The following is a 13,275-nucleotide window of genomic DNA, read 5'->3' on the forward strand; positions in this document are numbered from 1 at the left end:
ACGTCCTCATCGGCGGGCGGAGGGCCTACTCCTCGACGAACGCCAGGAGGTCGGGGTTGAGGACTTCCGGGTGCGTCGAGAGCATGCCGTGCGGAAGGCCCTCGTAGCTCTTCAGCCTGCCGTCCGGCAGGAGCTCCGCCGACAGGGGGCCCGCGTCCTCGTAGGGCACGATCTGGTCGTCGGTGCCGTGGGCGACCAGGACCGGGACGTCGATCACCTTGAGGTCCTCGGTGAAGTCGGTCTCCGAGAAGGCCTTGATGCACTCGTAGTGGGCGTTGGCCGCGCCCCGCATGCCCTGCCGCCACCAGTTGTCGATCAGCCCTTGCGACACCTCGGCGCCGGGGCGGTTGAACCCGTAGAACGGCCCCGAGGGCACGTCGATGTAGAACTGCGCGCGGTTGGCGGCGAGGGAGGCGCGGAAGCCGTCGAAGACCTCGACGGGCAGCCCGCCCGGGTTCGAGTCCGACTTCACCATCACCGGGGGCACCGCGCTGACGAGCACGGCCTTCGCCACCCGCCCCGGCTCCGCCCGGGCGACGTACCTGGCCACTTCGCCGCCACCCGTGGAATGGCCGATGTGCACGGCGCCCCGCAGGCCGAGCGCCTCGACCACGGCCCTCACGTCGGCGGCGTAGGTGTCCATGTCGTGTCCGGAGGAGCTCTGCCCGGAACGTCCGTGGCCCCGCCTGTCGTGAGCGATCACGCGGTAGCCCCGGGCGAGGAAGAACAGCATCTGGTTGTCCCAGTCGTCGCCGCTGAGCGGCCACCCGTGGTGGAACATGACCGGCCGGGCGTCGCGCGGGCCCCAGTCCTTGTAGAAGATGTCCGTGCCGTCGATCGTGGTGACCGTGCCCATGGCCGATCCTTCCGTGTGAACCGCTCGTGCAGGGAAAGGGACGTGCGGGAGGCGCCGGCCGCGCGGCAGGCGGGAGGACCCGCCGACGAGAAGGCCCTCACCGCGACCAAACGTGATGAACAATACCGTCATGCGGTAAAAGTCTCATTTTGCCCGTATTTTGTGGGTGGACCGTGCACACCGCCGTCCGCCGGCCAGGGACACGTCGGACAACGGCTCGCCCCCGCCGCGGACACACCCGCGTCCGCGCTCCCCGCGGCCGGTGGAGCTCCGCGCGTAGAGTCCCCCTTCCCAAAGCCCGTCCACGGGTCCAGGATTGTCCCCCCGCGACTCGCGTGCCGGGGAGCCGCGGTACCGGGCCGGGCGCGGTTCGATGTGGAAAGCTCTGCCGGAGCGGGTCACCGAGGGCCGCGCCGGCAGCTCTTCCACCGACCTGCGCCGGGTGCGCGGCGGACGCCGGCAGGCAGCTCGCCCGCCGGTCCGGTCACGGCGTACGCGATCCGCGCGCCACGTGTCAGTACTTCGACAAGGAGCATCTGTCATGGATTTCGGACTCGTCCTCCAGACCGACCCGCCCGCCTCGGCCGTGGTCGGACTCATGCGCCGCGCGGAACGCAACGGGTTCCGCTACGGCTGGACCTTCGATTCCGCCGTGCTCTGGCAGGAGCCCTTCGTCATCTACAGCCGCATCCTGGAGCACACCGAGCGGATGACCGTCGGGCCGATGGTGACGAACCCGGGGACCCGCACCTGGGAGGTCACCGCCTCCACCTTCGCCACGCTCAACGACATGTACGGCAACAGGACCGTCTGCGGGATCGGGCGCGGCGACTCCGCGATGAGGGTGGCGGGCCGCAGACCCAACACCCTGGCCAGGCTGGGTGACGCCATCGAGGTGATCCGCGACCTGGCCGAGGGACGCGAGGCCACCGTCGACGGGCAGCAAGTGCGGATCCCCTGGGTGAAGGACGGCAGTCTGCCCGTCTGGATGGCCGCGTACGGGCCCAAGGCCCTCGCGCTGGCAGGGGAGAAGGCCGACGGCTTCATCCTCCAGCTGGCCGATCCCTACCTCGCCGAATGGATGATCAAAGCGGTGCGCGACGCGGCCGCCGCCGCCGGCCGCGACCCGGACTCCGTCACCATCTGCGTGGCCGCGCCCGCCTACGTCGGCGAGGACCTGGCCCACGCGCGCGAGCAGTGCCGGTGGTTCGGCGGCATGGTCGGGAACCACGTGGCCGACCTCGTCTCGCGGTACGGGGAGCACTCGGACCTCGTGCCCGACGCCCTCACGGCGTACATCGCCGGCCGCTCGGGATACGACTACAGCCATCACGGCCGCACCGGGAACCCCGACACGGCCTTCGTCCCCGACGAGATCGTGGACCGGTTCTGTCTGCTGGGGCCGCCCGAGGCCCACATCGAGAAGCTCCGCGTCCTGCGCGACCTGGGCGTCGACCAGTTCGCCGTCTACGACATGCACGACGCCCGCGAGGCGACCATCGACGCGTACGGCTCCACCGTCATCCCCGCGCTGTCCGCCTGACCTCCTGGCCGCGCCAGACCGCCCGCGTCCCGCACACCCGCACCCCGCACGGCACCTCTCCCGAGCGAAGGGTTCCGCCACATGACCGCCACGGTCCCGCCCGTCCCACCGTCCGCCGCCGGAGGGCCGACAGCCGACCCGTCGGGGCGGATCGAGCTCGAGCCCGGGTCCGCCCCCGGTGACTCCCGGTTCGTCAACGACGACCTGCTGCCGGTGCCCCTGGCCCGACGCCGCTGGACGACGTACAACTTCGCGGCCCTGTGGGTCGGGATGGCGCACAACATCCCGTCCTGGCTGCTTGCCTCCGGACTGGTCGCGCTGGGCATGGACTGGAAGCAGGCCGTCTTCACGATCGCGCTGGCCAACGTGATCGTGCTGGCACCGATGCTGCTGACGGGGCACGCCGGACCCAAGTACGGCATCCCCTTCCCCGTGCTCGCCCGGGCCTCGTTCGGGTTGCGCGGCGCCAATCTCCCGGCGCTGATCAGGGCCGCGGTCGCCTGTGCCTGGTTCGGGATCCAGACCTGGATCGGCGGCGTCGGGATCTTCACCCTGCTCGGCAAGATCTTCGGCGGCTGGGCGCGCGCGGGCGAGATCGGCGGGCAGCCGTGGACGCTCTGGCTCTGCTTCCTGCTCTTCTGGGCACTCGAACTCGCCATCATCTACCGGGGTATGGACGCCCTGCGCCGGTTCGAGAACTGGGCGGCGCCCTTCGTCATCGTCGGCGCGGTGGTCCTGCTGGTCTGGATCGCGGTCAAGGCGGGCGGGTTCGGCCCGCTGCTGGACCAGCCGTCCGCGCTCGGCTGGGGCGCCGACTTCTGGCCGGTCTTCTTCCCGTCCCTGATGGGCATGATCGCCTTCTGGTCCACACTCTCCCTGAACATCCCCGACTTCACGCGCTTCGGTGCCGGTCAACGCGCCCAGATCCGGGGCCAGTCACTCGGTCTGCCGACCACGATGACGTTCTTCGCCCTGGTCTCCGTCCTCGTGACCTCCGGCTCGCAGGCCGTGTACGGGGAGGCGATCTGGGACCCGGTGCAGCTCGTCGCGAAGACCGACAACGTCTTCGGCCTGCTCTTCGGCCTGGTCACCGTGCTGGTGGCGACCGTCTCCGTGAACATCGCGGCCAACGTCGTCTCACCGGCGTACGACCTGGCCAACCTCGCCCCGAAGCGCATCAACTTCCGTACGGGCGCGTTGATCACGGGCGTCGTCGGGGTCCTGATCATGCCCTGGAAGCTCACCGGGACGCCCGAGCTGTACATCTTCACCTGGCTGGGCCTGGTGGGAGGTCTGCTCGGCACGGTGGCCGGCATCCTGATCGCCGACTACTGGATCATCCGGCGCACCGTCCTCGACCTCGCCGACCTCTACCGGCCCGGGGGCCGCTACTGGTACACGGGCGGCTGGAACTGGCGCGCCGTCGTGGCCTTCGCCGTCGGCGGTGTCCTCGCCGTGGGCGGCTCCTACTCCACCGTCGGTGCGGACGGCACCGCGCAGGGCCCCTTCCCCACGGACGGCCTGATCCCCGCCCTGGCACCGCTCGCCGACTACGGCTGGGCCGTCGGCCTCGTCTCCTCCCTCGTCCTTCACACCCTCCTCAGCCTCCGGTCCCGAGGGGAGCGCGCACGGTGATCTCCGCGCGGCGGGGTACCCGCGCCGGAGCGGGAGAGGACGCGCCCGGCGCGTACGGTGCTGAGCCGGGACGTCAGGACTGGGACGGGCCCCGGCCGAGCACGGCGCTGACGTCCACCGTCTCGTCGGCCGGCGGCGTGGCCGTGGGCACCGGCCTGTCGAAACCGGTGAGGTCCACGGCCGCGTCCGCACCGTCGCCCCGCACGGTGATCCGCACCGGATGGTGCTCGCCTCCGGTGTCCACGTACGCCGTGACCGTCCGGCCGTGGCCGGACACCGTGACCGGAACGGTCCGCACGCCGTCGACCCTCGTCACCTCTCCCTTGGTGTGGTCCCCGCCGGCGGCGCCGGCGTTGTCGGAGACCAGCTCGCGGAAGGTGTCCAGGTCGCACGCCTCCACGACCGGGCGCAGTCTCGAATCCGAGGCGGAGCCCTTCATGTAGCGACCGGCGAGGATGTCCTCGAACGTCTGCCCGCCGATCGGGACCTGGTTCTCCCAGAAGTCGGCGTCGGGCTTCAGCCAGACGTCGTCGCCCCGTTTGACCATCTCGACCGAGCCCTTGCCCTCACCCAGGTCGACACCGCCGACGCAGTTGCCGTCGCGGTCCACGCGGAGGTCGGCCGTCATCGGGGCCCGGCCCTCGCCGAGATCTCCCTGTGCGCGCAGATGCACGGACCGGGCGGCGAGCAGGGCCTCACGGGAGCGGTCGGCGATCTGCTCGGCGGGGAGTGATTCGATGTCGTCGTCCGCCTGTGCGGCCGTTCCGCCGGTCACGGCCAGTACGAGTACCGCCGCGCAGGCGGCAGCACGCGTGGCGATGCGCTGTCCTGTCACCGCGCCTCCTCGGAAACGTCCCTGTTCAGGGCCTTCACGAGCGGAATTCACCCCTGAAGGCGAGCGTACGCCCGCGCACGGTTGCGTGCCCGGCGGGGCGGGTGTACGGAGGGTGAGGTTCGGCGCTGTTTTCGGCTACGGAGGGTGGGGGAGCACTGCCCTGAAGATCACCGGACTCGACCGGTACCAGGGCTCGACCGGAACCAACGAACCGGAACCAAGGGGAGACATGAAGAAGCTGTTCAAGGGGAGCGCCGTCCGCGCGGTGTCCAGGGGTGCGGCAGCCGTCGGCCTGACCGTCGCCCTGGCCGTGCCGGCCACAGCCGCGGTGGCGCTCCCGCCCGCCGCCGCCATTCCGCCCGGGTTGTCGTGCGACACCGGCAAGCACGCGATCGACGACTACACCGGGTACGCGCTCTGCAGGAACAACGGCTCGGCCACGCAGACCTTCTGGGTGCATCTGGTCTGCGGCTGGTCGCCCGACGTGGACGGCGAGCACGTCACGCTGCGGCCGGGCGACTCCGGGCAGTCGACCGCCCACTGCGCCGGCCTGGGCACGGGGATCGGTGAGATCCACGTGAGGCCGTAGCCCCCCGTCCCGGCCGCCGTCTCCCGCACGGACCTCCCGCAGGGCGGTGGGAGACGGGTCGTGATCGGCGTGCGGCGTGCTTGAGCGGGTCCCCGCGTCTCGTTACTCTCCAGTAGACCCGCTCGGCGGCAAACCGGGCGGACCCGGGGCGGGTGCTCCGGCCGACGCGAAGAGGCGGTGGCGATGTCCTCAGCAGATCCCACGCAGCGGACCGGACCGGTCAGGCCGGCGGAGCCGTCCGCGCGGCCAGGACTCGCGGACTGCGCGCGGGATCTGGCCGAGGGCCGGACGACGTCGTCCGCTGTGGTGGCCGCGGCACTCGCGCGCATCGAGGCGAGCCGCCCCACCCTCAACGCCTTCCGCCAACTGCGTGTGCAGGACGCGCTCGCCGAGGCCGCCGAGGCCGACCGGCGGCTGGAGGCGGGAGAGCGGCTCCCCCTCCTGGGGGTGCCGGTCGCCGTCAAGGACGACACCGACGTCGAGGGCATGCCCACCTACTTCGGCTGCGACGGAGCGCTGCCGCCCGCCACCGCCGACAGCGAAGCCGTCCGCAGGCTCCGGGCGGCCGGCGCCGTCGTCGTCGGCAAGACGAACTCCTGCGAGCTCGGGCAGTGGGCCTTCACCGAGGGCCCCGCGTTCGGCGTCACCCGCAACCCCTGGAGCACCGGCCACACGCCCGGAGGCTCGTCCGGCGGCTCGGCGGCGGCGGTGGCCGCCGGACTCGTCCCCGCCGCTCTGGGTTCGGACGGCGCGGGCTCCATCCGCATCCCCGCCGCCTGGACCCACCTCGTCGGCATCAAACCCCAGCGCGGCCGCGTCTCGGTCCACCCCCACAGCGACGCCTTCCAGGGCCTCACGGTCAACGGCCCCCTCGCCCGCACGGTCACCGACGCCGCCCTCCTCCTGGACGCCGCGGCAGGACCGCACCCGCGGGACCCGCACCGTCCACCGGCCGTCGACGCCTCCGCCGCCGCCCGCCGTGACCCGGGAAGGCTGCGCATCGGCCTCTCCCTGAGGCCTCCGCCCACCCTCACCCGCAACGCGCTCCACCCGGAGGTCCTGCGTGCCGTCACCGCGCTGGCCGAGGCCCTCGCCGGGCTCGGCCACCACGTCGAGGAGGCACGTCCCCGCTACGGTCTGATCGGCCTCTCCTTCGTGCCCCGTGCCACCGCCGGAATCGCCGAGCTCGCCGCGCTGCACCCCGAGCCCGGGCTCCTGGACCCGCGCACCCGCAGTGCCCTGCGCACCGGGACGCGTCTCGGCGGCCGGATCGTACGGGCGGCCCGCGCGCGGGAGGTCCGCCAGCACGCCAGGATCGGCGCCTTCTTCGACACGGCTCGCGGAGGGGCCGGTTACGACGTGCTGCTCACCCCGACCACGGCGGTCCCGCCCCCCAGGATCGGGGCGTTCGACCAGCTGAGCGCCTGGCGCACCGACCTCGCGATGACCTCGGCCTGCCCCTACGCCTGGCCCTGGAACGTCCTCGGCTGGCCCGGGGTCAACGTCCCGGCGGGCTTCACCCGCGACGGTCTGCCGCTCGGCGCCCAGTTGCTGGGCCCCTCCCGGAGCGAGGCGCGGCTCATCTCGCTGGCCGCCCAGCTGGAGGCCGACCGGCGCTGGTACGAGCGATGGCCGCCGCCGGTCAGTACGGCCGGCGGGCGGTGACCAGCCACACACCGGTACGCAGCAGGACGCCTTCCGGCGTCTCGTACGGCAGGAACACCTCCGTCATCGCGGCACGCGTGTCCTCGGCGACCGGTGGTCCCTGGGTCCGGGAGACGAAGAAGTCCGCCGCGTCCGCCGCGTCCTCACCCCATCGGGCCGCGGCGGTCACCGGCGCGACGGTGACCTCCTCGAAACCCGCCGCTGCCAGCATCCGCCCGGTCCGCCCCGGATCCGACAGGGACGCCATGGACCGCGCCACCGAGGTGCCGACGGCATGGTCCCCGCCCGCCAGGGAGGCCAGCCGAGCCAGCGCCCCGCTCTCCTCCCCGTCAGGCGGGGCGGGCCGGGGGCAGACGAGGGCCAGACGGCCGCCGGGCCGCAGAGCCCGGCCGATGCGGGTGAACGCGGCGACGTGGTCGCTGAAGAACATCACTCCGCCCCGGCTGATCGCCACGTCGTAGCCACCGGGTTCGAACGGGTGGACCTCGGCGTCGCCCAGTTCGAAGGTCAGGTCGCCGTCCCTCGCCGGGTCGGTCAGCGCACGGGCCCGCTCGACGAGAGGCTCCGAGATGTCGGCGCCGGTGACCCGGCCCCGTACCGCGAGACGTGCCGCCGTCCGGCTCGTGGCGCCGCTGCCGCACCCGATGTCCAGGACCCGGTCGGTCTCGCCGATGGCGGCGGCGCCGAAGAGAGCGGTGTCGAACGGCGCCAGCATCGCGTCGTACCGGCCGGGGTGAGCGGCCCAGTGCCGACCGAGAGGACCGTTCCACGCCTCGGCGGCCTTCACGCCCGCTCCCCGGCAGATGTCCGCAGGACCGCTTCGACGCGCTCGACCGCGCAGATCGCGCCGAAGGCGATCAGATGGACCAGGCAGTGATCCGTGAACGGCGGGACACGCCAGGCCGCCACGTCCTCGTCGGTGATCCTGTACGGGGCCCGCGCGGCGAGCAGCGCGAGTCTGGCTCCCGGCCGGTCCGCCCGTTCCGGCAGGCGGGCGGCCAGCGGCAGCGGCGAGACACCGTCCCAGCCCGCCACCGACTCGCGCACGAACCCGGCGTCCTCCTCGCTCAGCAGTCCCGCCCCCTGGCGCGCGGCCGTACGCAGCGCCCCGTAGGCCGTCCCGACCGCGCTGTCCGCCGCCCAGGCCGGTGCCTCGCCCGCGGTGGTGAGCAGCGGCAGGGAGGTGCCGGGCCGCAGCTCGCGTCGCAGGGTGGCAGCCAGTGAACGGCCCGCGGTGCTCCGCACCAGCCGGTACTTCTCCGCACCGCCGGGCAGCATCCGTTCCGACAGAAGGGAGGACACCACCCGGTTGATGAAGTGGAACGCGAGCGCGGTCCCCACGTACTCCGCCGCCTCCCGCGCCGGGAACGGCTGAGGGGTGCTCATGTCCTTGCCCCAGGCGAGCAGGCGGCGGTCGCCGGGGTCCTCCGGCTCGTCACCGCGCAGGACCGTCTCGGCCAGCCGGTGGTCCCCGGTGGCATGGAGCAGCACGGCGTGCGCGGTCGCGCAGAACGGACACCGGTTGGCCAGGGAGACCCCGGCCGCCACCAGCTCCTTGCCGGTGCGCGACGCACGCCCCGCGAGCAGCGACTCCCGCATCAGTGACCAGGTGGCCGTGAGCAGGGGAGGGGAGGCGGACAGGACGACGAACGTCGTGGCCTCCTTGATGCCGAAGTCGGTGGCCAGCTGCGCGTACACGTCCGCCACCTCTCCGGTGGCGGCCTTCGGTGGTTCGGGCGAGGTGTATCGGAAAGGTCCGGTCATGGCGACGATGCTCGCCCGCGCGGGCCACCCGGGTCGTCGTACGGCGGAATGCAGTCGGGCCTGCCCCGGGACGACGGGAAGGCGTCCGCACTACTCCCCGGGGAGCAGTGGACACCCCGTCCTCCAGGACGACGCGCCCACCGGTGTACGGGAGTTAGTCTGCCGCTCATGCGGGGGCACATCAGCCGGCGGACAGTGCTGGACACAGCGGCCGCGGCGGCCGTCGGGGCGGCCGTCGTCACCGCGGCGTGCCTCGCCTCGTCTCCCGGGGCCCTCGACGTGCTGCTCGTCGTGGCGGGCTCCCTGGCGCTCGCCGGGCACCGCAGGGCGCCACGGGCGGTGCTCGTCGTGACCACGCTGTGCATGTCCGCCTACGCCGTCCACGCGCACCCGGGCAGCTGGGTGGCCCTTCCCGTGGTGGTGGCCGTCCACGCGGCGGCGCGCAACGGGCACCGGGCGCAGGCGGTCGGCGCCGGGGCGGTGTTCCTCCTCGGCTACACCGTGGTCCTGTTCGTCTCGGTGCCGGGCGTCCAGGACACCGTCGAGCGCGTGCTCCTCCTGCTCGGCTGGTTCCTGTGCGCCGGCGTCACGGGCCTCATCGACAAGAACTGGCAGGCCTACCTGCGCCAGACCGAACAGCGCGCGCTGGACGCCGAACGCACCCGGGAGGAGACGGCCCTGCGACGGGCCGGCGAGGAACGGCTGCGCATCGCCCGCGACCTGCACGACACGCTCACCCACTCCATCTCGATCGTGAAGCTCCAGGCCGGGGTCGCCGTCCATCTCGCGCGCAAGCGGGGCACGGAGGTGGAGCCCGCGCTGCTCGCCATCCAGGAGGCGAGCGGCGAGGCGATGCGGGAGCTCCGCTCGACGCTGGAAGTGCTCCGCACGGACGTGGTGGAGCCCGGTACCGGCCTCGACCGGATGGACGAGCTCGCCGGGCGCGCCCGGGCCGCGGGCATCGCGCTGGCCGTCGCCGTGGAGGGTGACGTACGGCCTCTCCCGGCCGACGTCGGCGGCGCGGCCTACCGCATCGTGCAGGAGGCCCTCACCAACGTGGCCCGGCACGCCGACCGGGCCGGGACGTCCGTGCGGCTCACCTACGCGGACTCGGCGCTCGTCGTGGCCGTCGAGGACGAAGGCCCCTGCCGGCCCGGCGACCGCGTCACTCCCGGCACCGGGCTGACCGGCATGCGCGAGCGTGTCACCGCTCTCGGCGGCACTCTCGAAGCCGCGCCCCGCGCCCGAGGGGGCTTCTCGGTCCGTGCCGAACTTCCCGTGGCCCCCCGGAGGGCGACAGGATGATCCGTGTCGTGATCGTCGACGACCAGGCCCTGATGCGTGCCGGATTCCGTGCGCTGCTGGACGCGGAGGAGCGCATCGAGGTGGTCGGGGAGGCCGCCGACGGGCGGGCGGGTGTGGAACTGGTCCGCGCGCACACCCCGGACGTGGTGCTCATGGACGTGCAGATGCCCGTCATGACCGGCATCGACGCCACGCGGAGGATCGCCGCCGACCCGGCGCTCGACGGCGTGCACGTGGTCATCCTGACCAACTACGGCCTCGACGAGTACGTCTTCGACGCCCTGCGCGCCGGTGCCGCCGGATTCCTGCTCAAGGACACCGAGCCGGCGGAGCTCCTGCGGGCGATCGAGGTCGCCGCGAGCGGGGAAGCGCTCCTCTCTCCCGCCGTCACCCGCCGGCTGATCGGTGAGTTCGTCTCCAGGCCTCCCGACCGTGCGACCGCTCCCGGGCTGGAGACGCTCACCCGCCGTGAGCGCCAGGTGACCGCTCTGGCCGCCCGCGGGCTCACCAACGAGGAGATCGCCGTCCACATGGTGGTCAGCCCTTTCACGGCCAAGACCCACATCAGCCGGGCCATGACGAAGCTGGGCGCCCGTGACCGGGCCCAGCTGGTGGTCTTCGCCTACGAGTCCGGGCTGGTCGAAGCGCGCAGGCCCCCCGCCGCGCAGCGCCGCTCCGGCCCGGAGTGACCGGTCGGGCCGGAATGCGCGCGGGCCCCTGTGGAGAGGGGGCCGGTCACGAGATATCTTGATGTCAAGCAATGTTGCAGACGTGGAGCGGAGCACCCGGTGACTGACTCGACCATCATCTATACGCACACCGACGAGGCCCCTGCCCTGGCGACGTACTCGTTCCTGCCGGTCGTCGAGGCGTACGCCTCGACCGCGGGTGTCACGGTGGAGCGCCGCGACATCTCCCTGGCGGGGCGGATCATCGCCGGCTTCCCGGAGCGTCTCAAGGCCGACCAGCGTATCGATGACGCGCTCGCCGAGCTCGGCGAGCTGGCCAGGACTCCCGGCGCGAACATCATCAAGCTGCCCAACATCTCGGCCTCGATCCCGCAGCTGAAGGCCGCGATCGCAGAGCTCCAGGAGCAGGGCTACGCGCTTCCGGACTACCCGGACGACCCGCGGACCGACGAGGACAAGGACGTCCGCGCGCGGTACGACAAGGTCAAGGGCAGCGCGGTGAACCCCGTCCTGCGTGAGGGCAACTCCGACCGCCGCGCCCCCGCGTCGGTCAAGAACTACGCCAAGGCGCACCCGCACCGCATGGGCGCCTGGACCGCCGACTCGAAGACGAACGTCGCCACCATGGGCGTCGACGACTTCCGCTCGACCGAGAAGTCCGTCGTCATCGGCGAGGCGGGCTCGCTGCGCATCGAGCTCGCGGGCGACGACGGCACCACCACCGTGCTGCGGGAGTCCGTCCCGGTCCTGGCGGGCGAGGTCGTGGACGCGGCCGTCATGCGTGTCGCCGCGCTGCGCGAGTTCTTCACCGCCCAGGTGGCACGCGCCAAGGCCGAGAACGTGCTGTTCTCCGTGCACCTCAAGGCCACGATGATGAAGGTCTCCGACCCGATCATCTTCGGCCACGTGGTCCGCGCCTTCTTCCCGAACACCTTCGCCAAGTACGGCGACGCGCTCGCCGCGGCCGGCCTGAGCCCGAACGACGGCCTCGGCGGCATCCTCAAGGGCCTCGACTCCCTGCCGGACGTCGGCGCCGAGATCAAGGCCTCCTTCGAGGCCGAGCTCGCCGAGGGCCCCGCCCTGGCGATGGTCGACTCCGACAAGGGCATCACCAACCTGCACGTGCCGAGCGATGTCATCGTCGACGCGTCCATGCCGGCCATGATCCGTACGTCCGGCCACATGTGGGGCCCGGACGGCAACGAGGCCGACACCCTGGCGGTCCTGCCGGACAGCAGCTACGCGGGTGTCTACCAGGTCGTCATCGACGACTGCCGCGCCAACGGCGCCTTCGACCCGTCGACCATGGGTTCCGTACCCAACGTCGGTCTGATGGCGCAGAAGGCCGAGGAGTACGGCAGCCACGACAAGACCTTCGAGGTGCCCACCACCGGCACGGTGCGGGTCCTCGACGGCAACGGCGACGTCGTACTGGAGCAGGCCGTCGGCGCCGGTGACATCTTCCGGATGTGCCAGACCAAGGACCTCCCGATCCAGGACTGGGTCAAGCTCGCCGTCACCCGCGCCCGCGCGACCGGCAACCCGGCCGTGTTCTGGCTCGACGAGGGCCGCGCGCACGACGCCAACCTCATCGCCAAGGTCAAGACCTACCTGGCCGACCACGACACCGACGGCCTGGACATCTCCATCCGGACGCCGGAGGAGGCCACGGCCTTCTCCCTGGAGCGCATCCGCCGCGGCGAGGACACCATCTCGGTCACCGGCAACGTGCTGCGTGACTACCTCACCGACCTGTTCCCCATCCTCGAGCTGGGCACCAGCGCCAAGATGCTCTCCGTCGTCCCGCTCATGAACGGCGGCGGTCTGTTCGAGACGGGTGCCGGCGGCTCCGCGCCCAAGCACGTCCAGCAGCTGGTCAAGGAGGACTACCTGCGCTGGGACAGCCTGGGCGAGTTCCTGGCCCTCGCGGTCAGCTTCGAGCACCTGGCCACCACCACGGACAACCCGCGCGCCAAGGTCCTCGCCGACACCCTGGACCGGGCGACGGGCACCTTCCTCAACGAGGACAAGTCCCCGAGCCGTAAGCTCGGCGGCATCGACAACCGCGGCAGCCACTTCTACCTGGCGCTCTACTGGGCCCAGGAGCTGGCACGGCAGACCGACGACGCCGCGCTCGCCGAGGCGTTCGGACCGCTCGCCAGGACGCTGTCCGAGCAGGAGCAGACCATCGTCGACGAGCTGGTCGCCGTCCAGGGCAAGCCGGCCGACATCGGTGGCTACTACCAGCCCGACCCCGCGAAGGCGGAGGCCGTCATGCGTCCGTCGGCCACCTTCAACGAGGCCATCGCGACCCTGGGCTGAGTCCCGGCGCGTACGACCGCCCCGGCAGGCGTCCCGCCCGCCGGGGCGGTCGTGCGAGCGGTCCCTCCGGCC

At 72.3% G+C, this 13,275-nt stretch carries 11 protein-coding genes; 7 read left to right on the forward strand and 4 right to left on the reverse strand.

Annotated features, from left to right (window positions below; all coding sequences use genetic code 11):
* Window positions 1–25 precede the first annotated feature (25 nt).
* The gene (locus tag ACHFIV_RS09570; RefSeq protein WP_398965546.1) at window positions 26–856 is read right to left on the reverse strand and encodes an alpha/beta fold hydrolase; all 831 of its coding nucleotides are present in this window, start codon (window positions 854–856) and stop codon (window positions 26–28) included.
* Between the two features lie 541 nt (window positions 857–1,397).
* Here ACHFIV_RS09570 and ACHFIV_RS09575 point away from each other — a divergent pair.
* Both ACHFIV_RS09575 and ACHFIV_RS09580 read left to right on the forward strand, forming a co-directional pair.
* The gene (locus tag ACHFIV_RS09575) at window positions 1,398–2,399 is read left to right on the forward strand and encodes a TIGR03842 family LLM class F420-dependent oxidoreductase (RefSeq protein ID WP_398965548.1); all 1,002 of its coding nucleotides are present in this window, start codon (window positions 1,398–1,400) and stop codon (window positions 2,397–2,399) included.
* Between the two features lie 81 nt (window positions 2,400–2,480).
* Window positions 2,481–4,034 carry an NCS1 family nucleobase:cation symporter-1 gene (locus tag ACHFIV_RS09580; RefSeq protein ID WP_398965550.1) on the forward strand — a complete coding sequence of 518 codons (1,554 nt, stop codon included), beginning with the start codon at window positions 2,481–2,483 and terminating at the stop codon, window positions 4,032–4,034.
* Window positions 4,035–4,107: 73 nt separating this feature from the next.
* Here the strand turns inward: ACHFIV_RS09580 and ACHFIV_RS09585 are convergent, their stop codons facing one another.
* Window positions 4,108–4,869, reverse strand: coding sequence for a hypothetical protein (locus ACHFIV_RS09585; RefSeq protein ID WP_398965551.1), 762 nt, complete (start codon window positions 4,867–4,869; stop codon window positions 4,108–4,110).
* Window positions 4,870–5,098: 229 nt separating this feature from the next.
* Here ACHFIV_RS09585 and ACHFIV_RS09590 point away from each other — a divergent pair, with 229 nt between their 5' ends.
* Entirely contained in the window at window positions 5,099–5,458 is a 360-nt protein-coding gene (locus tag ACHFIV_RS09590; RefSeq protein WP_398965553.1) for a hypothetical protein, read from the forward strand.
* A 183-nt stretch (window positions 5,459–5,641) separates the two neighbouring features.
* Window positions 5,642–7,123: an amidase gene (locus ACHFIV_RS09595; protein ID WP_398965555.1), complete on the forward strand. Its 1,482-nt coding sequence runs from the start codon at window positions 5,642–5,644 to the stop codon at window positions 7,121–7,123.
* On the opposite strand, the gene ACHFIV_RS09600 is transcribed toward ACHFIV_RS09595, so the two are convergent.
* Complete coding sequence (locus ACHFIV_RS09600; protein WP_398965556.1) at window positions 7,101–7,910, reverse strand: class I SAM-dependent methyltransferase; 810 nt, start codon at window positions 7,908–7,910, stop codon at window positions 7,101–7,103. The genes ACHFIV_RS09595 and ACHFIV_RS09600 overlap by 23 nt on opposite strands.
* Window positions 7,907–8,887 (reverse strand): carboxymuconolactone decarboxylase family protein, encoded by a 981-nt coding sequence (locus ACHFIV_RS09605; RefSeq protein ID WP_398965558.1) that lies wholly within the window; start codon window positions 8,885–8,887, stop codon window positions 7,907–7,909. The genes ACHFIV_RS09600 and ACHFIV_RS09605 overlap by 4 nt, the downstream gene beginning before the upstream one ends.
* A 168-nt stretch (window positions 8,888–9,055) precedes the next feature.
* On the opposite strand from ACHFIV_RS09605, the gene ACHFIV_RS09610 reads away from it, so the two are divergent.
* The 3 genes from ACHFIV_RS09610 to ACHFIV_RS09620 all read left to right on the forward strand — a co-directional run bounded on the left by ACHFIV_RS09610 (window position 9,056) and on the right by ACHFIV_RS09620 (window position 13,203).
* Window positions 9,056–10,192: a sensor histidine kinase gene (locus tag ACHFIV_RS09610; RefSeq protein WP_398965560.1), complete on the forward strand. Its 1,137-nt coding sequence runs from the start codon at window positions 9,056–9,058 to the stop codon at window positions 10,190–10,192.
* On the forward strand, window positions 10,189–10,881 hold the full coding sequence (locus ACHFIV_RS09615; protein WP_398965562.1) for a response regulator: 693 nt from the start codon (window positions 10,189–10,191) through the stop codon (window positions 10,879–10,881). Before ACHFIV_RS09610 ends, ACHFIV_RS09615 begins: the two co-directional genes overlap by 4 nt.
* Window positions 10,882–10,980: 99 nt before the next feature.
* Window positions 10,981–13,203, forward strand: a complete 2,223-nt coding sequence (locus ACHFIV_RS09620; protein ID WP_398965563.1) for an NADP-dependent isocitrate dehydrogenase — start codon at window positions 10,981–10,983, stop codon at window positions 13,201–13,203.
* Window positions 13,204–13,275 lie beyond the last annotated feature (72 nt).

The organism is Streptomyces sp. ALB3 (assembly GCF_044385685.1).
In the GTDB taxonomy this organism is placed as follows: Bacteria; Actinomycetota; Actinomycetes; order Streptomycetales; family Streptomycetaceae; genus Streptomyces.